This is a genomic window from Neorhizobium sp. T25_27 (assembly GCF_002968565.1).
Lineage (GTDB): Bacteria > Pseudomonadota > Alphaproteobacteria > Rhizobiales > Rhizobiaceae > Neorhizobium > Neorhizobium tomejilense.
Genome location: NZ_PVBJ01000024.1, coordinates 1 through 20,360 on the forward strand (window position 1 = coordinate 1; position 20,360 = coordinate 20,360).

The 20,360-nt window shown below is 61.6% G+C and carries 24 protein-coding genes and 1 tRNA gene; 19 read left to right on the forward strand and 6 right to left on the reverse strand.

Annotated elements, in window-relative coordinates; genetic code table 11:
- Nucleotides 1-17: 17 nt before the first annotated feature.
- Nucleotides 18-455, forward strand: a complete 438-nt coding sequence (locus C5J24_RS31075; protein WP_105423574.1) for a DUF6455 family protein — start codon at nt 18-20, stop codon at nt 453-455.
- 18 nt (nt 456-473) lie between these two features.
- Here the strand turns inward: C5J24_RS31075 and C5J24_RS31080 are convergent, their stop codons facing one another.
- Nucleotides 474-902 carry a CoA-binding protein gene (locus C5J24_RS31080; protein ID WP_105423576.1) on the reverse strand — a complete coding sequence of 143 codons (429 nt, stop codon included), beginning with the start codon at nt 900-902 and terminating at the stop codon, nt 474-476.
- An 87-nt stretch (nt 903-989) separates the two neighbouring features.
- Here C5J24_RS31080 and C5J24_RS31085 point away from each other — a divergent pair, with 87 nt between their 5' ends.
- The 3 genes from C5J24_RS31085 to rpsI all read left to right on the forward strand — a co-directional run bounded on the left by C5J24_RS31085 (nt 990) and on the right by rpsI (nt 3,076).
- Nucleotides 990-1,340: a hypothetical protein gene (locus C5J24_RS31085; protein WP_105423578.1), complete on the forward strand. Its 351-nt coding sequence runs from the start codon at nt 990-992 to the stop codon at nt 1,338-1,340.
- 801 nt (nt 1,341-2,141) lie between these two features.
- The gene (rplM, locus tag C5J24_RS31090) at nt 2,142-2,606 is read left to right on the forward strand and encodes a 50S ribosomal protein L13 (RefSeq protein ID WP_037080613.1); all 465 of its coding nucleotides are present in this window, start codon (nt 2,142-2,144) and stop codon (nt 2,604-2,606) included.
- A gap of 2 nt (nt 2,607-2,608) precedes the next feature.
- On the forward strand, nt 2,609-3,076 hold the full coding sequence (rpsI, locus tag C5J24_RS31095) for a 30S ribosomal protein S9 (protein WP_046667795.1): 468 nt from the start codon (nt 2,609-2,611) through the stop codon (nt 3,074-3,076).
- 66 nt (nt 3,077-3,142) lie between these two features.
- Here rpsI and C5J24_RS31100 read toward each other — a convergent pair whose 3' ends face one another.
- Nucleotides 3,143-3,604 (reverse strand): Lrp/AsnC family transcriptional regulator, encoded by a 462-nt coding sequence (locus C5J24_RS31100; protein WP_038541909.1) that lies wholly within the window; start codon nt 3,602-3,604, stop codon nt 3,143-3,145.
- A gap of 150 nt (nt 3,605-3,754) precedes the next feature.
- Between C5J24_RS31100 and C5J24_RS31105 the strand changes: the two genes are divergently transcribed.
- The 4 genes from C5J24_RS31105 (at nt 3,755) to C5J24_RS31120 (ending at nt 7,437) form a co-directional block, all read left to right on the forward strand.
- On the forward strand, nt 3,755-4,546 hold the full coding sequence (locus C5J24_RS31105; RefSeq protein ID WP_105423580.1) for a phenylalanine 4-monooxygenase: 792 nt from the start codon (nt 3,755-3,757) through the stop codon (nt 4,544-4,546).
- An 83-nt stretch (nt 4,547-4,629) separates the two neighbouring features.
- A complete protein-coding gene (speB, locus tag C5J24_RS31110) occupies nt 4,630-5,589 on the forward strand; it encodes an agmatinase (protein WP_105423582.1) in 960 nt (319 codons plus the stop codon).
- Nucleotides 5,590-5,653: 64 nt separating this feature from the next.
- A complete protein-coding gene (argC, locus tag C5J24_RS31115) occupies nt 5,654-6,589 on the forward strand; it encodes an N-acetyl-gamma-glutamyl-phosphate reductase (RefSeq protein ID WP_105423584.1) in 936 nt (311 codons plus the stop codon).
- Nucleotides 6,586-7,437 (forward strand): aminoglycoside phosphotransferase family protein, encoded by an 852-nt coding sequence (locus C5J24_RS31120; RefSeq protein ID WP_105423586.1) that lies wholly within the window; start codon nt 6,586-6,588, stop codon nt 7,435-7,437. Before argC ends, C5J24_RS31120 begins: the two co-directional genes overlap by 4 nt.
- Here the strand turns inward: C5J24_RS31120 and C5J24_RS31125 are convergent.
- Both C5J24_RS31125 and C5J24_RS31130 read right to left on the reverse strand, forming a co-directional pair.
- Nucleotides 7,434-7,841 carry a DoxX family protein gene (locus tag C5J24_RS31125; protein ID WP_105423588.1) on the reverse strand — a complete coding sequence of 136 codons (408 nt, stop codon included), beginning with the start codon at nt 7,839-7,841 and terminating at the stop codon, nt 7,434-7,436. The two genes, C5J24_RS31120 and C5J24_RS31125, sit on opposite strands and share 4 nt — an antisense overlap.
- A gap of 158 nt (nt 7,842-7,999) precedes the next feature.
- The gene (locus C5J24_RS31130) at nt 8,000-9,100 is read right to left on the reverse strand and encodes a COX15/CtaA family protein (RefSeq protein WP_105423590.1); all 1,101 of its coding nucleotides are present in this window, start codon (nt 9,098-9,100) and stop codon (nt 8,000-8,002) included.
- A 144-nt stretch (nt 9,101-9,244) separates the two neighbouring features.
- Here C5J24_RS31130 and C5J24_RS31135 point away from each other — a divergent pair, with 144 nt between their 5' ends.
- Nucleotides 9,245-9,457, forward strand: a complete 213-nt coding sequence (locus C5J24_RS31135) for a DUF2842 domain-containing protein (RefSeq protein WP_046667802.1) — start codon at nt 9,245-9,247, stop codon at nt 9,455-9,457.
- Between the two features lie 120 nt (nt 9,458-9,577).
- Nucleotides 9,578-10,834 carry a GNAT family N-acetyltransferase gene (locus C5J24_RS31140; RefSeq protein WP_105423592.1) on the forward strand — a complete coding sequence of 419 codons (1,257 nt, stop codon included), beginning with the start codon at nt 9,578-9,580 and terminating at the stop codon, nt 10,832-10,834.
- Here the strand turns inward: C5J24_RS31140 and C5J24_RS31145 are convergent, their stop codons facing one another.
- Entirely contained in the window at nt 10,835-13,072 is a 2,238-nt protein-coding gene (locus C5J24_RS31145; protein ID WP_105423594.1) for an exopolysaccharide transport family protein, read from the reverse strand.
- A 213-nt stretch (nt 13,073-13,285) separates the two neighbouring features.
- On the opposite strand from C5J24_RS31145, the gene C5J24_RS31150 reads away from it, so the two are divergent.
- The 9 genes from C5J24_RS31150 to C5J24_RS31185 all read left to right on the forward strand — a co-directional run bounded on the left by C5J24_RS31150 (nt 13,286) and on the right by C5J24_RS31185 (nt 19,529).
- Nucleotides 13,286-13,843 carry a polysaccharide biosynthesis/export family protein gene (locus C5J24_RS31150; protein ID WP_172717254.1) on the forward strand — a complete coding sequence of 186 codons (558 nt, stop codon included), beginning with the start codon at nt 13,286-13,288 and terminating at the stop codon, nt 13,841-13,843.
- Nucleotides 13,844-13,850: 7 nt separating this feature from the next.
- Complete coding sequence (locus tag C5J24_RS31155; RefSeq protein ID WP_105423596.1) at nt 13,851-15,011, forward strand: glycosyltransferase family 4 protein; 1,161 nt, start codon at nt 13,851-13,853, stop codon at nt 15,009-15,011.
- A 99-nt stretch (nt 15,012-15,110) separates the two neighbouring features.
- On the forward strand, nt 15,111-16,664 hold the full coding sequence (locus C5J24_RS31160) for an undecaprenyl-phosphate glucose phosphotransferase (protein WP_105423598.1): 1,554 nt from the start codon (nt 15,111-15,113) through the stop codon (nt 16,662-16,664).
- The gene (locus tag C5J24_RS31165; RefSeq protein WP_105423600.1) at nt 16,661-17,926 is read left to right on the forward strand and encodes an O-antigen ligase; all 1,266 of its coding nucleotides are present in this window, start codon (nt 16,661-16,663) and stop codon (nt 17,924-17,926) included. Before C5J24_RS31160 ends, C5J24_RS31165 begins: the two co-directional genes overlap by 4 nt.
- Nucleotides 17,927-17,957: 31 nt before the next feature.
- Nucleotides 17,958-18,251 carry a helix-turn-helix transcriptional regulator gene (locus tag C5J24_RS31170; RefSeq protein ID WP_172724202.1) on the forward strand — a complete coding sequence of 98 codons (294 nt, stop codon included), beginning with the start codon at nt 17,958-17,960 and terminating at the stop codon, nt 18,249-18,251.
- Nucleotides 18,252-18,325: 74 nt separating this feature from the next.
- Nucleotides 18,326-18,475 (forward strand): hypothetical protein, encoded by a 150-nt coding sequence (locus C5J24_RS32170; protein WP_172724203.1) that lies wholly within the window; start codon nt 18,326-18,328, stop codon nt 18,473-18,475.
- Nucleotides 18,476-18,579: 104 nt separating this feature from the next.
- Nucleotides 18,580-18,768 carry a hypothetical protein gene (locus C5J24_RS31175; protein ID WP_105402980.1) on the forward strand — a complete coding sequence of 63 codons (189 nt, stop codon included), beginning with the start codon at nt 18,580-18,582 and terminating at the stop codon, nt 18,766-18,768.
- 182 nt (nt 18,769-18,950) lie between these two features.
- Nucleotides 18,951-19,274: a hypothetical protein gene (locus C5J24_RS31180; protein WP_105423604.1), complete on the forward strand. Its 324-nt coding sequence runs from the start codon at nt 18,951-18,953 to the stop codon at nt 19,272-19,274.
- Nucleotides 19,275-19,452: 178 nt separating this feature from the next.
- Nucleotides 19,453-19,529 (forward strand) — tRNA-Pro (locus tag C5J24_RS31185).
- 236 nt (nt 19,530-19,765) lie between these two features.
- Here C5J24_RS31185 and C5J24_RS31190 read toward each other — a convergent pair.
- A partial coding sequence (locus tag C5J24_RS31190) for a DUF3800 domain-containing protein (RefSeq protein WP_245446886.1) occupies nt 19,766-20,360 on the reverse strand: 595 nt, incomplete at its 5' end.

The following is a 20,360-nucleotide window of genomic DNA, read 5'->3' on the forward strand; positions in this document are numbered from 1 at the left end:
ATAGAGAGGAGTTTGCAATGGACAACACAATTCCCACCCTTGACCCCACCCCGGAAAATCTCACCGGCAGGCTGAAGCGCTGGTGTTCCGTCACATGGGCGGCGATCAACGAAGCCAAGCTTCTCGCCCGCCTCGACGACGAAACCGTCAAGCTGCTGGCGCAGGACAACGCTTTGTCGGAGCAGGAACTGCGCGAACTGATCGCCAAAGGCCCGCATGCGGCCGACGAAATGCTGGCGCTGATGAAGCTGCTCAACATCGATCCGGAAGAAGCTAGGCTGGAGGAGCCGGCCGAATTCCGCTACATGCACATCACCTGCGTCCACTGCGGCGAGAAGACCCGCTGTCGGCGCGAACTCACGGACGGCAGCGCCGCCGCCGACTTCGCAAGCTATTGCGGCAATGCCGAACTGCTCGACGACATGCGCAACCGGCCGGAACTGCTCGCCAAGTAGCTCGCTTAGACGGTCGTCTCAGGCAACGAGGCGGGGATATTCGATCGCCGGGCAGCGATCCATGACGACCTTGATGCCGGCCGCTTCCGCCTTTTCGGCGGCCTTGTCGTCGCGCACGCTCAGCTGGCCCCAGATCACCTTCGGCCTGGTTTCGAGCCCGATTGCCTCGTCGACCACGCCGTCCAGATATTCAGCGGCCCGGAAAACGTCGACCATGTCGACCGGCTGCGGCACGTCCGAAAGTGTCCTGTAGACCGTCTGGCCGAGGATCTGTTTGCCGGCCTGGCCGGGATTGACCGGGAATACCGTATAGCCTTTGGAAAGCAGAAAACCCATGACCCGGTTGCTTGGCCTGTCGGGATTTGGCGATGCGCCGAGGAGCGCAATCGTCCTGGTGCTCTTCAGGATATCGGCGATATAGGCATTGTCGTAATGGTCATGGTTCATGACGGCGGCTCCTGCAATAGTGCGCCTCTGGCGGCGCAGTGCCTCTGCGCTATGTAAGTCCGCGTCTCGTCAAAAGGGATGAGGATCATGAAAAAATTTCTCGGCTGCCTTGCGATCATTACCTGCGGCACCCTCCTCTCGGCTGAGCCGGCCGCCGCGATATCGCGTTACAATTCCACCGGCATGTCCTGCGCTGCCGTACAGCGGGCGATCGGGCGGGAGGGCGCGGTGATCCTGCGTTACCCGTCCCGCAACAAGGCGCGGATGACGCTCTACGACCGCTATGTCATCGACAGCGGTTACTGCGACGGCCATGAATTCGCCGACCGGGTGACCGTGCCGACGGCCGACACGCCGAGTTGTCCGGTTCGGGCGTGCAAAAGAAGACCCGATCCAGAAGATTGTTTTCCTCTCCAGGCCGGCTGCCTGAGATTCTAGGCAGCTTCTTGAGTGAAAAAATCGAGAATGCCCGAACGCCGAGGTTCCCTGAACGTTCGGACTACATTCCTCCTTTGTACCTGCACATATTAGCACCATCTTATGGTTGAATTAGAAACTGCTACTAGATTTTGCCGAGGCAAACTTGGTTCTCTGAACATTTGTCAGGTTTTCTTTTCCTTCATGCATCCCATTGAAATGTGAGCAGGTGACAGCTATCGCCGCGGCAAAATCGACCTGAAAGCATAAAAAAGTATGGATTTCGCCAATGGGAGCCCCACCCTCCGTCCTTCCATCTTCACAACTCTGGATTTAGCTCGAATGAGCAACAAGCGCGATGGGCGGCGTAACTCACCCCTGCCATTCCGGCAGATTTTCGGGCTTCCGACAGCCGTTCCCGAGCCCGGTTTGCCGGGCGCCGGAATTCCGGCTCACGCATATAAGATGGGTTTTCTTTCCCATCATGAGAGCCAAGCGGATAGCGGCCGAACGGCTGGTTTGGCAGCCGCGGCGGGGCCGAGCCAACGACTTGGCATTGACGGCGTCGCATTTTTGCCCAGAAAATTGTGGTATCATGAAACCACATGTATAACCCATTGATTTTGCTGGATCTATTTTTCGATCCGCGAAAACCGTCACCTTGACGCTTTTGGCCTCCCTCGGTATAAGCCGCCCCAGAACGCGGACCGTCTCGGCCCGCTTTCTTTTTGCCGGCCTCGGCCAAGGCAATCCAAGCAACAAGAAACGCCCTGCATTCGAAGGTTTCGGATGTCATGGGTCCTAGAAGAAAGAGTTAAAAACATGTCAACCTTCGTTCAGAAGCCTGCAGAGGTGGTGAAGAAGTGGGTGATCATCGATGCCGAAGGCCTCGTTGTCGGTCGTCTCGCCACCATCGTTGCCAACCGGCTCCGCGGCAAGCACAAGGCCACCTTCACTCCGCACGTCGATGATGGCGACAACGTCATCATCATCAATGCGGAAAAGTGCGTCCTCACCGGCAAGAAGTATTCCGACAAGACCTATTACTGGCACACCGGTTACCCGGGTGGCATCAAGGAGCGCACCGCGCGCCAGATCATCGAAGGCCGCTTTCCGGAGCGCGTCATCGAGAAGGCTGTCGAGCGCATGGTTCCCCGTGGTCCGCTCGGCCGTCGCCAGATGAAGAACCTGCGCGTCTACGCCGGTTCCAACCATCCCCATGAAGCACAGCAGCCGGTCGCCCTCGACGTGGCATCGCTGAACAGCAAGAACGTAAGGAGCGCCTGATAATGGCCGATCTTTCCTCCCTGAAGGACCTCGCGCCGGCTTCCGAAGCTGCCGCTCCGGTCTATGTCCGCAAGGTCGACAGCCTCGGCCGCTCCTACGCGACCGGCAAGCGCAAGAACGCCGTCGCCCGCGTCTGGATCAAGGCCGGCACCGGCAAGATCACGGTCAACGGCCGTGACTTCTCGACCTACTTCGCCCGTCCCGTCCTGCAGATGATCCTGCAGCAGCCGGTTATCGCCGCTGCCCGCACCGGCCAGTTCGACATCGTCGCGACCGTCGCCGGTGGTGGTCTCTCCGGCCAGGCCGGCGCCGTTCGTCACGGCGTCTCCAAGGCACTCACCTACTTCGAGCCGGGCCTTCGCGGCGTGCTCAAGAAGGGTGGCTTCCTGACCCGCGACAGCCGCGTGGTCGAGCGTAAGAAGTACGGTAAGGCCAAGGCCCGCCGCTCCTTCCAGTTCTCCAAGCGTTAATCGCTTCGGGTTTCAGACTTGCAAAAGGCGGGGCTTCGGCTCCGCCTTTTCGTTTTATGGGCTTTCTTATATCGGCAGCTCGGTGGTCGATTTCAGTTCGCGCAGGACAAAGCTGGAGACCACGTTGCGCACATGCGGATTGCGCATCAGGTGGCGGGTCATGAAAGCCTCATAGGCTTCGACATCGCGCGCCCGGATCTTCAGCATGTAGTCGAAGGTCCCCGACAGCGCATAACACTCCATGATCTCCGGCCGGTCGCGCACGACCGTGGCAAAGGCTTCGATCGCCTCCTCGTGATGGTCCTCCAGCGTCACATGGGCGACGATGCAGAGCTTGAGGTCGAGCTTTGCTGGATCGAGAAGTGCTACCCGCTTTCGGATGACGCCCTCGGCCTCCAGTTCCTGGATCTTGCGCCATGCGGTGCTTTGCGACATGCCGGCCTTCTCCGCCAGTTCAGCAAGCGACGAACCATCGCCCGTCTGCACGAGTTGCAGAAGCTTGCGGGCCGCCTGCAGGTTTTCTTTCATGATGGCCTCTCCTCCCGAAATATCCTCCCATTATTTACGCTCAATTCGGCAAAGCTGAAATGATTACCCGCATTTTCGGAGATATAGTGGTGATCTGACGGCCGGCGGCTGGAGCACCTGGCCATTCCATCACGGAAACGGGAGGCGCTGATGACCAAGCGAAGCACCTACACGGCAAACCTGCCGGATGCAGACGGCATCTATCACTACACACGCGAAGAAGATCTGATCTGGAGCGAACTCTACGGACGCCAGATGAGGCTGTTGGCCGACAAGGCCTGCCGGGAATATCTGGACGGCGTTCAGGCACTCGGATTGAAGGCGGACAAGGTTCCGCAGCTTCGCGATGTCGACCGGCGCCTCAACGAGACCACCGGATTCGGCGTGGAGGGTGTGCCCGCCCTCATTCCGCCATCGCGCTTCTACGAGTTGCTGTCGCAGGGCAAGTTTCCGCTGGCGACCTTCATCCGCCGCCGCGAGCACATCGACTATATCGAGGAACCGGATATCTTCCATGAGGTCTTCGGCCACTGCCCGCTCCTCACCAACCAGAGTTATGCCAATTTCGTTCGCCGCTTCGGCGAAAAAGCCGTCGGACTTGGCAAGGAATACTCCTGGCACCTGTTCCGGATATTCTGGTTTACCGTCGAGTTCGGCCTGATCGACACGCCGCAGGGGCGCCGCTGCTTCGGCGCCGGCATCGTCTCCTCTCCCAACGAGACGCGGGCCGCCATGGAAGGCCGCGAGGCCGAATTCCGGCCCTTCGATCTGATGACGGTGCTCAGGACCCCCTACCGCATCGATATCGTCCAGCCGATCTACTATGTCATCGACAGCTTTGCGCAGCTGGAATCGATCATCGAGGAGGATATCGGCGCGCGCATCAGCGAGGCCAAGGCGCTGGGAGACTTTCCGCCGGTGTTCGAAGCCAAGGCTTCCTGAACGGGAGGCATTTGTTTCGTTCAGGCTTGCCTTGTCGGCCCTTATTGTTCAACGTCCCGCCACCTTAACGATGGAGGGACGCCATGGCAGAAAAGTCGATCGACCATGCCTTCACTGCAAAAAGCCTGACCTCGGCCGCGTCGGACCCGACGTTTGCCGGCGCGCTGTCGTTCATGCGCCGCCGCTTCACCAAGGATCTGGCGGGTGTCGATACGGTCGTCTGGGGCGTCCCCTTTGATGCCGCGACCTCCAACCGGCCGGGCGCACGGTTCGGACCGCAGGCGATCCGCCGGGCATCGGCGATCTTCGACAACGATCCGCAATATCCGTTCCAGCGCGACCTTTTCGCCGAGATGGCCGTCGTCGATTACGGCGACTGCCTGCTCGACTACGGCAACCACCAGAAGACCCCGGCTGCGATCGAGGCCCAGGCGAACGTCATCCTCGACAGCGGCGCGTTTTTGCTGACGCTCGGCGGCGACCATTATGTCACATGGCCGCTGCTCAAGGCGCATGCCGCCAAACACGGACCGATGGCGCTGGTGCAGTTCGACGCGCATCAGGACACGTGGCTCGATGACGAGGGACGCATCGACCACGGCTCCTTCGTGGCGCGGGCGGTGCGGGCCGGCCTCATCGATCCTGCCCGATCGATTCAGGTCGGCATCCGCACCCACGCGCCGGAAGATTTCGGGATCCGCCTCCTCTATGGCCATGAGGTCGAGGAGATGACGGCAGCCGAGATCGCCAGGGTTATCCTCGATCACGTCGGGGAAACGCCGACCTACCTCACCTTCGACATCGACTGCCTCGACCCGGCATTCGCGCCCGGAACCGGCACGCCGGTCGCCGGCGGGCCTTCTAGCGCCAAGGTCCTCTCGGTGCTGCGCCAGCTTGGGAGCCTCGATATCCGCGGCGCCGATGTCGTCGAGGTGGCGCCGGCCTATGACCATGCGGATATCACCGCCATTGCGGGGGCGACGGTTGCGATGTATATGCTCGGGCTTCGTGCGGAACGCCGCGCGGCCGCGTTAAATTTCTGAATCAACTTGCTGGTAAACTGAATCCGGCATCCAATCCAAGGCACTGATCTAACAGGATAAGACCATGACAGCGAAAATCTTCATCGATGGCGAACACGGCACCACGGGACTGCAGATCCGCACCCGCATGGCCGGCCGCCGCGACGTCGAGTTGCTGTCGATCCCGGAAGCGGAACGGCGCAACGCCGCCATGCGCGAGGATCTCCTGAACAGCGCCGACGTCGCCATCCTCTGCCTGCCGGACGATGCCTCGCGGGAAGCCGTGACCATGCTCGCCGGCAACAACAAGGTGCGGGTGATCGACACCTCGACCGCCTTCCGCGTCGATCCCTCCTGGGCCTATGGCTTTGCGGAAATGGACAAGACGCAGGCGGACAAGATTAAGGCCTCCCGGCATGTCGCCAATCCGGGTTGCTACCCGACCGGCGCGATCGCCCTCATCCGGCCGTTGCGCGCCGCCGGCATCCTGCCCGACGGTTATCCGGTCACGGTCAATGCGGTCTCCGGTTATACCGGCGGCGGCAAGCAGATGATCGCGCAGATGGAAGACCAGGCCAGGGAAGACGCCATCTCGGCCAACAACTTCCTCTACGGCCTGAACCTCAAGCACAAGCACGTGCCGGAGATGAAGATCCACGCCCAGCTCGACCGTGCGCCGATCTTCTCGCCGTCGGTCGGCCGCTTCGCGCAGGGCATGATCGTCCAGGTGCCGCTCTTCCTCGAAGATCTCAAGGAAGGCGTGACGATGGAGAGCATCCACAAGGTGCTGGTCGAGCATTATGCAGGCCAGGACATCGTCACCGTCGTGCCGCTCGACGAGAGCAAGGCGCTTGCCCGCGTCGATGCGGAAGAGCTGGTCGATACCGACACGATGAAGCTCTTCGTGTTCGGCACGCCGGGCGGCGCCTATGTCAACCTGGTGGCCTTGCTTGACAACCTCGGCAAGGGTGCCTCGGGTGCGGCCGTCCAGAACATGGACCTGATGCTTTCGGCCTTATGACCGGAGGCATTCCCCTTCCTTTTTCCTTTCCTGGTGAATGGCGGATCGAAACCGCCAGACAGATCGCCGATACCGTCGTCGGCACCGTCCTTGAAGTGACGCGCGCCGGCGGCGAGATCGATATCGTCAAGATCCTGAAACCGAAGGCATTGGAAGACAGTCTTCGCGGGGCCGATTTCATGGCCTGGCGGGATGGCGTCGGCTGCGTTCGGCTGATCGCGCGTTCGGACGATCTCCTGCTGATGGAACACGCAGGCAAGGTGACGCTGCGCGATCATATGGAAACCCATGGCGACGCGGAAGCCACCCGGATCGCCGCCGAAGTCCTCGTGGAGTATCACCGGCCGTCCGACATGGCTCCGCCGGCAAGCCTGATGCCGCTTTCCCGCTATTTCAAAAGCCTGTTCGAGAAGGCCGAGGCAGACCGCCGCGACGGTGTTGCCAACCCGTTCATCGAGGCGGCGGAATTGGCGGAAAGGCTGATCGCCGATCAGCGGGACATCAAGCCACTGCATGCCGACCTGCACCACGAGAACATCATGCTCGGCCCGCGCGGCTGGCTGATCATCGATCCGGCTGGATTGATCGGCGATGCGGCGCTGGACGTCGCCAACATGTTTTCCAATCCGCTCGACCGCTTCGACCTCACCCGCGATGAAGAACGCATTGCCTCCATGGCCGCCATCTTCGCCGAAACGCTTGGCCGCGACGTTCGCACCATCCTGCAATACGCCTTCGCCTATGGCTGCTTGTCGGCCGCCTGGCATGAAGAGGACGGCAATGCGAAAGACCGCGATGACGAGCTTGCCGTCGCCGCCGCGATCCGTGGCCTGCTGCAGCAGGCTTAAGCGAACGTCCGCTTCAAACCCAGATTGACGGCGAGCTTCTCGCCCGGGCCGTGCACGGCGGCGAACAGCAGCCCGGCGAGGAACGTGAAGTGGTCGACGAAGAAGCCGAACTCCGCCTGGTTGGCTTCCCACAAGCCCGGGCCATGGAAAGCGAAGGCCAGGAAGATGACATAGACACCGGCAAGCACCGCCGCTTCGGAGAAGAAGGCGCCGGTCAGGAATGCGAGAGCCAGCCCCACCTCGAAGATCGCAGCGATCCAGGCGAGAAACAGCGGAAACGGAAATCCGGCCCCGGAGATGAAGACGGCCGTCGCCTGCATGTCGAGAAACTTGAACGTCGTCGCCATGACGAACAAGCCGCCGAAGATCAGCCTTGCGACGAGAATTGCGATTGTCTTTGCCATAACCCTACCCTCTCCTGTGGCCGAAGCCATTTGAACCATGTCTCAAGGACGGGCGACGGGCACAGTGGCCGACATCGGGCTGCAGATTTTTCGCAGCAAAAGGCGGACGGAAATCGATCCGCCCGCCTCTCGCGGATATTTGTCAATGTACGAGCAGATCAGCTCTGCGTGACGATCGCCGTCTCCGGCGGATATTCGCCGACGAAGGCGCGCCAGTGGGCGATCGCGAAGCCGAGCACGATCAGGGCGGCCGCCTGGTGCGTCAGCGCCAGATCGAGCGGCACCTGCATGACAAGCGTCGAGATGCCGATGACGGCCTGTAGCGTCACCAGCCCGAACAGCAGGACGGAGCGGCGGGCATGGGTCGAGCCGGGAGCCAGCCGGAGAGAGACGATCATGTGCACGAGAGTGGCGGCCCACAGAACATAGGCGCCGCAGCGGTGCACGAACTGCACCGTCTTCGGGTTCTCGAACAGATTGATCCACCAGGGCTGCTGGACGAAGAGATCGCCCGGAACCAGGGCGCCGTCCATCAGCGGCCAGGTGTTGTAGGAAAGGCCGGCATCCAGCCCCGCCACCAGCGCTCCGAGATAGATCTGGAAGAGGACCAGGAAAGCGATCCCGCCGGCTGCCCATTTGGATCTTGCCGTCGGTGGAAGGTCGCGGCTATGCGGCGCCAGCCCGCGCATGATCCAGATGCAGGCGGCGAAGATCAGACAGGCGATGACGAGGTGTGTCGCGAGCCGGTATTGCGAGACGCTGACCAGTTTGGTGAGGCCGGAAGATACCATCCACCAGCCGATGAACCCCTGGAAACCGCCGAGCGCGAGAAGGCCGACCAGCGGTCCCCGCAGGCGCTTTTCGATGCGACCGGTGAGCCAGAAGAACATAAGCGGCAGGGCAAAGACCAGGCCGATCGAGCGGGCGAGGAACCGGTGCGCCCATTCCCACCAGAAGATCGACTTGAACTGGTCGACCGTCATGTCCTTGTTGATTTCCTGATATTGCGGAATGCGCTGGTAGAGGCGGAATTCCTCGTCCCACTCTTCGGCCGACAGCGGCGGGATGACGCCGTGGATCGGCTTCCATTCGGTGATCGACAGGCCGGAGTCGGTAAGCCGCGTCGCGCCGCCGACCAGGACCAGACAGAACAGCGTGAAAACGACGACGCCGAGCCAGATACGCACGGCCTTGCGGTCGCGCTCGCGGCGCTTGGTATGGTTCAGGACATCGATGATCACAGCATCGGTTGCCGACATGGGTATGCTCCTGTCGCTCAAGCCAAAAGGACGCGGCATATGGCCAAGCATCCATCAAGCATTTCGCGTTGCTTTGCCCCATCAACCCATGCAAAACAAGCCCCGGCGCTTTGCGGCATGCGGTCGCGGATAGGAGAAGACGTTTTGGTCCCGCGTTTGAGAAGTTTCATCGGCACCATCCTGATCATCGTTCTGGTGATCTTCTATGCGCTTGCCGCGACGACCTTCGCGACGCTGCTGCTCGCCACTTCGCCGTGGTGGGTGCATTTCCTCTACTTCCTGATCAGCGGCCTCCTCTGGATCCTGCCGGCCATGCTGATCATCAAATGGATGGCGGGACCGAAGCCCAAGGGATAGCCGGCTTTACCATCGGTTAACCAGCGACAGCGGTTTTGCGGGGCGTGGAGCCGCCGGTAAACCGAATTTTGGTGCCCTCCCCCCTATGTTGCCGGCCAAACGGCATCAGCGGGCAAAGCCATGCAGCGGAAGATCCACCACGAAGATCAGGTCGAGGACGTGCTCGACGCGCCGAAGGGTCAGAAGGCCGTCCGGCTCGCGGAGCTATCGCTCGTTTTGACCGACGATCTCGGATCCGTCGAGACCGAGTGGCGGCGGCTCGAAGGGCTTGCCAAGAACTCCCTGCATCAGGGTTTCGACTGGTGTCTCGCCTGGGTTCAAGCGCATTGCAGCGAACTTGCGATCATCCAGGGCGTTGTCGATGGCCGCACGCTTTTCATCCTGCCGCTCGAAATCGTGTCGGAACGCCGCGCCCGGATCGCCCGCCTGCTCGGCCACCGGTTCAACAACGTCAATACCGGCCTCTTCGATGCCGAACTCGCCGCACCCGATGCGGAAGAATTGCAGAATTTCGCCTATGGCCTGAGACTCGCCCTCTCCGACAAGGCGGATCTGGTCGTTCTCGACAATATCCCGCTCGTCTGGCGGGGCATGCGACATCCGCTGTCCGCGTTTGCTTCGATCGAAAACCAGAACCATTCCTTCCAGTTGCCGCTCTTTCAGAATTTCGAGGCGACGCTGGCGCAGCTCAACGCGAAAAGCCGTCGCAAGAAGTTCCGCTCGCAGAGCCGCAAGATCGAGGCGATCGGCGGTTATGACCATTTCATCCCGACGGACCCCGCCGAAAAACACGCCCTGCTCGATATCTTCTTCCGCCAGAAAGGCGAGCGTCTGAGACTGTTTGGTCTTCCGGACGTCTTCCATCTGCCCGGCATCCAGGATTTCTTCCACCACCTCATGGATGTCCCGGCCAGGGGAACCGATACGCCGCTGATGCTGCATGCCATCCGGCTGCGCGGCGAGCACGAGGGGCATATCGCAGCGATTGCCGGCCTGTCACGCAAGGGCGATCATGTCATCTGCCAGTTCAGCTCGATTGACGAGACGATCTGCCCCGAGGCGAGCCCCGGCGAGTTGCTGTTCTGGCTGATGATCGAGCAGTCCTGCCGGGAAGGCGCGTCGGTGTTCGATTTCGGCGTCGGCGACCAGCCCTACAAGCGCAATTGGTGCACCCAGGAAACGGTGCAGCACGATATGTTGCTGCCGCTGACCTGGAAGGGTTCGGTGATGCGGCCGTTCCTGATCGGCGTGACCAAGGCGAAGGCGGCGGTCAAGCGCAGCCCGCATCTCTATGCGATGGTGCAACGCTGGCGGTCCCGCCGGTGCCCAAAGGCGTCGGAAGCTGCCGCCTCCGACGCGGAACCGTCCGCCGAATAGTCAGGCGGCGCGGCGTTTCCCGGGACGTGGCGAATGCCGGTCGGCGGTCTGGGCCATGACCAGCAGGTTGCTGTAACCGGCCGCTTCGAAATCCGTCACCAGCTCGGCGACTTCCTCATCCTTGAAGCCCGGCACCGACAGGACGATCTCCGCCATGGCGTTGCGGGTCAGGCGCGAAATGCCGGCGATCTCGGCCGGGCCGCATTCGATCAGCACCAGGTCATAGGCATCCGCCAGCGCATCGATGACCATCGACAGGCGATCCACGCCGCGCATGGCACGGGCCGGATCGGAAGCGCCATGCGGAATGATGTGCGCGTCGGAAAGCCGATCCGGATGAATCGCATCGCCGAAGGCGGTTTCGCCGCAGAGAAGGTCGGTAATGCCGGGCAGTTTCGGATTTTCCACCATCATCTGCGTCGGGGCGGCGGAACCGGTCATGTCGACCAGCACGACGGTGCGGCCGCTCTCGGCAATCTCGCGGGCGAGCAAGACGGTCGCTGTCGAACCCTCGTCACCGCCCGGTGAAATGGCGATCGCGACAGGCACATCGTGGCGCTGCAGGTAATGCGCGACCGAGCCGATGGTGAAGCCGCTATCATCGACCTCCGCTACGGCTACGGCTTCCTCCGCTTCGCTCTCCTTTTCGGCCAGCGACTGTTCGGCGATCTTGGCATAGGCGAGCGCTGCCGCGTTCTTCGCGCTTTCGCGGGCCGGTTCCGGCCGATCGAAACGGGCGGCCTCGGCCTGCATCTGGTGGACCGGCAGGGGAGCGGCCGCAGCGGCGGGCGCGGATGCGCCAACTGCCAGCACAATCTCGTCATCGATCTCTCTAACGCTGGACGGACGCAGGGCACGGCCAGAGAAGAGCTCGCTGACGATGACGATCAGGCAGCCGAAAATGAAGGTGGCGAGCGATACGACAATGACGATCGGGATGATCTTCGGGAAATAGGGTTCCGACGGTTCGACGGCTTTCGAGACGACGCGCGCGTCGGCCGGGCTCGAATTGCCCTCGAGGCGGGAGGTCGCCTCGCGGTAACGGGCGAGATAGGTTTCCAACAGCTGGCGCTGGGCGGCGGCCTCGCGTTCCAGCGCGCGCAGGCCCACTTCCTCTTCGCCCGTCTTGGCGGAATCCGCCTTCAAGCCGTTGAGCTGGCCCATCAACTGGCGCTCGCGGATGCGCGACATCTCGGCTTCGTTTTCGAGGCTCGCGAGGATTTTCTTGGTCTCGCTCTCGATCTGCTGGCGGATGCCGGAAAGCTGGCCGCGCAGGCCTTTCAGCCGCGGATGGCCTTCGAGCAGCGAGGTCGAGGAGTCGGAGATCTGTGCCTGAAGATTGGCCTCCGCCTCCTTCAGCCGCTGGATGACCTGCGAGCCGACGACATCGCTCAGCGTGTCGGAAGCGCGACCGGCCTTCAGAGCGGTGCGGACGTTTTCGGCGCGAGCCTCGGCATTCGCGCGCTCGCCGCGGATACGGGCAAGCTCGGTCGAGATGTCGTTGAGCTGCTGGGTCGAGAAGCTGTTGGTCTCGGTGGTCTGGAACAGGCCGTTGGAGGAGCGGTAATCCGCCACCTTCTTTTCGGCCACCTTAACCTTCTGGGTCAGGTTGGCGATTTCCGGTTCCAGCCATTTGGCGGTCTCGGAATGGGTGTCGAGCTTGGCGCCGCTCTGGAGCTGGAGATAGACCTCCGCCATCCTGTTCGGGATGTCGGCGGCAAGCTTCGGATCGCGCGAGGAGAACTCGATGGCGATGACGCGCGAATTCTCGACCGCATAGACATCCAGCTTCTCGCGGAACTCCTGGATCACCCGGTCTTCCGGGTCGAGCGACATCGGATCCTGCTTCAGGCCGATCAGGACAAGCGGATCGGGCAGGAAGGACTGCGCGGCGGGATCGAATTCCTTGAGCTTGGCGAGGTTGAGATCGCGGGCAACGCGCTTGATGAGATCGGTCGACTGCAGCAGCTGCGCCTGGCTGGTGATGTTGAGCGAGTCCAGCAGCGGGTCGTTGGCCTGTGCCGCAGCGTCCCCTCCCGACAGGTTGGGCGAGCGCGATTCGATCAGCAGCCGCGTCTCGCCCTTGTAGCTTGGCTTCATCAGGGTTGTGCCGACAAGGGCAAGCGCCGCCGCGACGATCGTCGCGCCCAATATCCTGCCCTTGCGTTCCCAGACCGCCGATATGACCCGCCCGAGGTCGATGTCCACGTCCTGATTGCCACCGTTTACGCCTGACATGATACGCTCCAACTGATCGGTTTCGGCGAAGAGTAAAGGATCATGGTAACGCGAGGGTTAATGGCCAAGTACAGCGGTTGTACCCCAAGAAAATCCCCAAATTCCCGGCCTCTTTACCGGGCATTAACCCTAACGGATCGATAACGGGGACAGATGGTATGAACAGCCGGAGCCTCGACCGCGGAAATGTCCTTCGCCCCTTTCAAACGCGTGATGGCCAAACAGGTGCTGGCGTTAGCCCTCGCTGCGACGGCGCTTGCCGGCTGCACGAGCTACGCGCCCGCCCCGAAAAGCTTCCAGCAGGCAGCCATGCAGCCGTACAGGCTGGATAGCGGCGACCGGCTGCGGGTCAGTGTCTTCGAGCAGCCCGGCCTCACCAATACCTATACGGTCGACCAGGCCGGTTACATCGCCTTCCCGCTGATCGGCCAGGTTGCTGCCCGTGGCCAGACGCTGCCGGCACTGGAAGGCTCGATCGCTTCCCGCCTCAAGCAGGGTTACCTGCGCGATCCGGACGTTACCGCCGAGATCGACCGCTATCGTCCCGTCTTCGTCATGGGCGAAGTCGGCCGGCCCGGGCAATATTCCTACGTGCCGGGGATGACCGCCCAGAACGCGATCGCGATCGCCGGCGGCTTCACTTCCCGCGGCAACCAGCGCGATGTCGACGTCACCCGCAAGATCAACGGCCAGGTGATCACCGGCCGCACCGTCATCTCTTCCACGGTGCTTGCCGGCGACACGATCTACGTCCGCGAGCGGCTGTTCTGACCGGTCCATGGCGGAGAGCCCTCCCTTGCGGATACTCCACTGCTTCAGGTCGCCCGTTGGCGGGATCTTCCGCCATGTGCGCGATCTCGTCGAGGAGCATCGGGCCGCCGGCCACGAAGTCGGCATCCTGTGCGACAGTTCGACCGGTGGAGCGCATGAGGACCGGCTGTTCGACAGCATAAGGCCGCTGCTTTCGCTCGGCCTCACCCGCATTCCGATGCGCCGCGCGATCGCCCCTTCCGATTTCGCGGCCATCTACAGGAGTTACAAACATATCAAGAGCTTGCAGCCGGACATCTTGCACGGGCACGGCGCCAAGGGTGGCGCCATTGCCCGGCTGATCGGCTCAGCCCTGCGGGTCAACAGGTATCGCGTAGCCCGCCTCTATTCGCCGCATGGCGGCAGCCTGCATTTCAGCCGGTCGAGCCTTTCCGGCCAGGCCGTGCTGCGGCTGGAACGTTTCCAGGAGCATTTCGGCGACGCTCTCGTCTTCGTCTGCGACTACGAGCGGCACACCTACGAGGCCAAGGTCGGCAAGCCGCGCAAGGTGTCGCGGGTGATCTACAACGGCATCAAGGATGCCGAGTTCGAGCCGATTGCCACCGACCCTGCGGCACCGCATTTCCTCTATATCGGCATGCTGCGCGACCTCAAGGGACCGGACGTCTTCATCGACGCCTTCGCCCGCACCGAAAGGGCGGTCGGTCATCCGCTTTCGGCCCTGATGGTCGGCGATGGCCCGGATCGCGACCGCTACGAGGCGATGATGGCCGAGCGCGGGCTTGGCCGGCGCATCCAGATGAAGCCGGCCATGCCGGCGCGCGACGCGTTTGCCATGGCAAAGATCGTCGTCGTCCCCTCCCGCGCGGAGGCGATGCCCTATATCGTGCTCGAGGCGCTGGCGGCCGGCAAGCCGGTGATCGCCTCGAGGGTCGGCGGCATTCCGGAAGTGCTCGGCGACACCAGTGAAGCCCTTGCCATTCCCGGCGACGCCGCGGACCTCGCCCGCGTCATGACGCAAGCGGTCACGACGCCCGGCTGGCAGGATGCGGTGATGCCGAAACCGGAAGCCTTCAAGGCGGTGTTTTCCGCCTCGGTCATGGCCCGCGAGATGCTCGGCCTGTATCAAGACCTGACAGGTTCCAAGCCGGATCCGGGGCGCGGCTAAAGGCTTCCTTCACCTCTTTTTGGTAAGCGTTTCCCATTGCTTCCAGTGTCGCCGGGGCTTCCAACGCCGCCAGGCCCGGAAGACCAAAGGGATCGGTCCATGAACCAGCCGAACAAGTCCGAGCAGTTCGATGTCGAAAGCCTTCGCAAGAAGGTTTCGGAACTCCGCGCAGCCGACGAAAAGCACGATCCGGCGAACGCCACGGTGCTCAATCCGTTTGCGCGCCAGATCGCCGAGCAGTTCCGCAACGACAGCTATTCGCCCGCGATGCTGATCGGCCTGTTCCGGCTGTTCGAGCTCGTGGCCATGCTCGCGATCGGACTTGGTGTCGGGGCGCTTTTCGCGCCGATCGATCTTAGCGCCTTTCTCGCCCGTTTCGCGCTTATCGCCTGGGGCTCGACACTCACGGTCCTGCTTCTGCAGGTGGCCGACACCTATCAGATCCCGTCGCTGCGCGGCGCCTCGCGCGCCGCCAAGCGGGTCTTCGTCGGCTGGACGATCGGTTTCCTGCTGACCGCATCGACCCTCTATCTGGTCGAACCCAAGCCCTATCCGCTTGCCGGCCTTTTCGCCTGGTTGGTCACCGGCGCCTCTTTCCTTTTCCTCGAACGGCAGCTCACGGCCTTTGCCATCCGTCACTGGGGTCGCAACGGCGTGATGGAACGCCGCGCCATCATCGTCGGCGGCGGTGAGCCGGCGAAACAGCTCGTCCGCCAGCTCGAACAGCAACCCGACAACGACATCCGCATCTGCGGCATTTTCGACGACCGCAACAGCGAACGTTCGCCGACCGTCGTTGCCGGCTATCCGAAGCTCGGGACCTTCGCGGAACTCATCGAATTCGCCCGCCTCGCCCGCATCGACATGCTGATCATAGCGCTGCCGGCGACCGCCGAGGCCCGCATCCTGCAGCTGCTTCGCAAGCTCTGGGTGCTGCCGGTCGATATCCGCCTTGCCGCCCACGCCAATCGCCTGCGTTTCCGCCCCCGCTCCTATTCGCATGTGGGCGCCGTGCCGATGTTCGACATTTTCGACAAGCCGATCCGCGACTGGGACTCGGTCGCCAAGCGCGTCTTCGACATCGTCTTTTCGGTGGTCGGCCTCCTCCTTACCTGGCCGATCATGCTGGCCGCGGCAATTGCCGTGAAGGCGACCTCGAAGGGGCCGATCCTGTTCCGCCAGAAGCGCCACGGCTTCAACAACGAAATCATCGACGTCCTGAAGTTCCGTTCGATGTACACCGACCTCGGCGACCAGACGGCAGTCAAGGCCGTCACCAAGGGTGACCCGCGCGTCACCCCGGTCGGCCGATTCCTGCGCAAATCCTCGATCGACGAACTGCCGCAGCTGTTCAACGTGCTGCGCGGCCAGCTTTCGCTCGTTGGCCCCCGCCCGCATGCGGTGCTCGCCCAGACGGGAACGCGCAAATATGTCGACGTGGTCGAGAGCTATTTCGCCCGCCACCGCGTCAAGCCGGGCGTCACCGGCTGGGCGCAGATCAATGGCTTGCGCGGCGAACTCGACAGCGACGAGAAGATCCGTGCCCGCACGGCCTACGACCTCGACTATATCGAGAACTGGTCGCTGCTCTTCGATCTCAAGATCCTGTTCCTGACGCCGATCCGGCTTCTCAACACGGACAACGCCTATTGAGCACGCTCGACTATAGCCGGCCAGGCAGCCACCCAACGGGTTTCGACAGCCGCCTTGCCGCTATGAAGCTGGCCGGTTCCGGCCTGATCGCCTTTGGCGTCTTCCTGTCCGGCTTCGTCATTTCCGAGCCTGCCCCTTACGAACTGATCATGGTGATCCAGATCGGCATCTGGTTCCTGCTCGGCCTGAAGATATCGCGTACCGTCGCGCCGCTTCTCGTGATGCTGCTGACGTTCAACATGAGCGGCCTGTTCTCGATGTTCATCATGAAGGACATGAGCGGGGCGCCGATGTATTTCGCCGTCTCCACCTTCCTGGCCCTGAGTTCGGTCTTCTATGCAGCGATCATCGAGAACGACCACCGGCGCCTCAACCTGATCTTCAAGGCCTGGGTGGCGGCGGCGATCATCACCTCGCTGCTCGGCGTTCTGGGGTATTTCAACGCCTTTCCGGGCTCGCATGTGTTCACCCGCTACAATCGCGCCATGGGCGCCTTCCAGGATCCGAACGTCTTCGGTCCCTATCTCGTCGCCCCCCTCCTCTACCTTCTCTACCGGTTGCTCACCGGATCGTTGATGAAGGCGCCGCTGCTGATCGCCGGCATCCTCGTCCTGGCGCTCGGCATCTTCCTCTCCTTCTCGCGCGCCGCCTGGGGCCTTCTCATATTTGCCGGCATCGCTCTGGTGATCGTCATGCTCCTCAAGGAGCGTACCACCGCCTTCCGGTTCAAGATCCTGGCGATCGCCGGCGGAGCCGCGATCTTCCTTGTCCTTGCCCTGGCGATCGCGCTGCAGTTCCCGCAGGTCTCCGACCTGTTCACGAACCGCGCCAAGCTGGTGCAGGACTACGACGGCGCCCGGCTTGGCCGCTTCGAGCGTCACAAGATCGGCTTCCTGATGGCTATGGAACGGCCGCTCGGGCTAGGCCCTATGGCCTTTGGCAAGATCTTTGGCGAGGACGAGCACAATATCTGGCTGAAGACGCTGACCACCTATGGCTGGCTCGGCGCGATCACCTATCAGATCATGATCTGGTCGACGCTGTGGTTCGGCTTCCGCTACATGCTGCGCGAACGCCCGTGGCAGGCCTATCTGATGATCGCCTGGGTGATGATATTGGGCCATGCGATCATTGGAAACGTCATCGACACCGACCACTGGCGGCATTTCTACCTCCTGCTCGGCATCGTCTGGGGCTGCATGGCGCTGGAACACCGCTTCATCCGGTCGCAGCGGCGATCCCCCGCGCCCAGGACCGCTTGACTTTGCCGCCTGGCGCTCCAGATTTTCTAGAATGCTGACGGTCTCTCAACTCCGCGCTGCACGCGCGATGACAGGAATGACGGTGGAGGAACTCGCCGCCGCATCCGGGCTTTCCAAATCCGCCATCGAAGAGGCCGAAGCCTCCCAGGTCTTCGCTAACGCTGGTGTCACCGATCGGCTCCGTTCGATCTTCGAGTCGAAGGGCGTGCTTTTCTTAGGGGCCGGTCAAGACGATGCGGGCGCGGGGCCGGGGTTGAGGCTGCGTCAGCAGTTTCATGACGAGGGCATCCGCCCCCAGAACCTCAACGCCGCAAACGACGACTGAAAGTCGCTGCAGCGCGGGAACTCTTTGAGAACTAACGCGTTTCCCCGCCGTCAGACGATATGCAGGGGGCACGCATGACACGCACCAACAATCTCTATCTCATTATCGGCGCATTGCTTGTCGCCGTTATCCGCCTCGGTTTTTACGCCTACCGCGAAGAAACCAAGCCGAAGGGCGTCGAGCTCAGCATCGGCCAGAATGGTATAAAAGTCCAAGAGAAGTGAGGGGTCGTTAGAGGATACATTATTAACGATAGAAGCTCAGAGTTGTCCTGAACAAAATTCACCATGTGAGTTTAGTTTCAAATAAGCAAGAAAAGGGGATACTTATGACCACGCATATGAATCTCGACGAGATCGACAGTAAAGGCTTGAAGAAAGTCTGGAGCGTTGCCGAATTCGCCAAGCGTTATCGTCTTGATCGTGGAGAAGAAACCCGCCTGCTGAAGCTTCTCGGGCCGTTTGCGTCCCAGCAGGAACTGCTGATGAATGCGAGCCGCGCGCCGCGTTTCCGCTAGACGCTTCCAGATATCCCGTCCAATCTTTGTCCGGCTTCCAATACCGAAGTCGAGAGCATGTGTAACGTCGGTTACATCCAAACTCCCCTTCACCGGAACCTTTGTCATCCTCTTCTAGTTGGTCTCTCGTGAACCAATTAGGCGCCCAGGTGGTCAAACCGCCGCGCAGAAGGAGGATAACCATGATCAGACTGATTTCGAACGCCGGGCTTGCAGCTGCCCTTTCGTTGGGCGCCATCGGCGCCTTCTCCCTTCCCGCTTCCGCACAGGATATCCAACTGCGCGTCGGACCAGATGGCGTGCGGCCGATGATCCGCGACCGGGACCGCGATTACGATCGCCGCGGCTGTAGCCCTGGTGAAGCGCGTGCCGCAGCCCGCGACGAAGGCTTTCGCGACGCCCAGGTCGTCCGAGTGACGAGCCGAAGCGTCACCGTCGAAGGCTTCACGCGCAACGGACCGGATCGCATCACGTTTGCAAACCGCCGCGGCTGCCCGGAAATCTGACCTGTCGCAGGGGCTGACCGCTCCATTGACCGCGAAAGCCGCGCCTAAACTTGGGAGCGGCTTTTATGTTCCCCAGCACATTCTCATACCGGCCATCCTCTTTTTCTTCCGATCGAAGGATTTTGAGCTTGCGCCGCGATAGCGGAGCGACTAGGGAAAACATGCTCATTGAGCAGGTCGGGGCGTAGCGCAGCCCGGTAGCGCACTTGACTGGGGGTCAAGGGGTCGTCGGTTCAAATCCGGCCGCCCCGACCAATTAAATCCCCTTGAAATCTCAGTCAAAATCAGGCTTTTGGATGTTCTCCCCGAAAGGGGGAAACGGAACAAAACCGCTCAAAATACGAAGATCAGCGCATAAAGTCCCGGAAAAGTCCCGAACGGCGGCACCCAATGTTCGTGCTGCGTTCATGCCGCGGGCGCGTTCTCGTTGAGTTTCAACATCAATCTTTTTCGACGGCGGCGGACGGCGTGTACGAAAGTTACCGCTGGGTTCAGATTTCTTTAGGACCGGCTCGCTCGTCCGGAGGCAACCCAAATCGGAAGGATCGATTCTCGACCGCCACTTGTCCGGTGCTAGAAAATCGCGCGGCATCAACTTCACTAATAGAGCGGGGCAGTACAAGGATATTGCGGCCCGCCGTCTGTGAACTTGCCATTCGCTCCAAGGAAGACAGAAAGTCGTCCTCAGTAAAGGCGATATCTATCGTTACCCGAGGCCTCTTCTTTGTTTGGCCGACGACAAACTCCGCGAAGTCGTGCTTACCTATCCGCTCAGGCTCTCCACTGTCGCACCATTGGCGCACCCACCACGCCCAAAGATCCGCGGCCTGAAGAGGCAACGTGGTCTTGTCATTCTCGAAAATGGGGACATCTCCGTAACGGGAACGCATGCTATAGGATCGGTTTTGCAAATACTCCGGCCAGATCCGATTGACGAATTTAGAGTCATAAGTCTCGTCCATGTGGAACTGGATCGTTTCATCCACTGGGATAAGATGAGCAGCGAGTTGCTCGCGCTCCAACTGGAATTTGTCCATCAGGCATTGGAAGGCGACCCAGTAAAACCTTGGGGCATCCCAACCCACC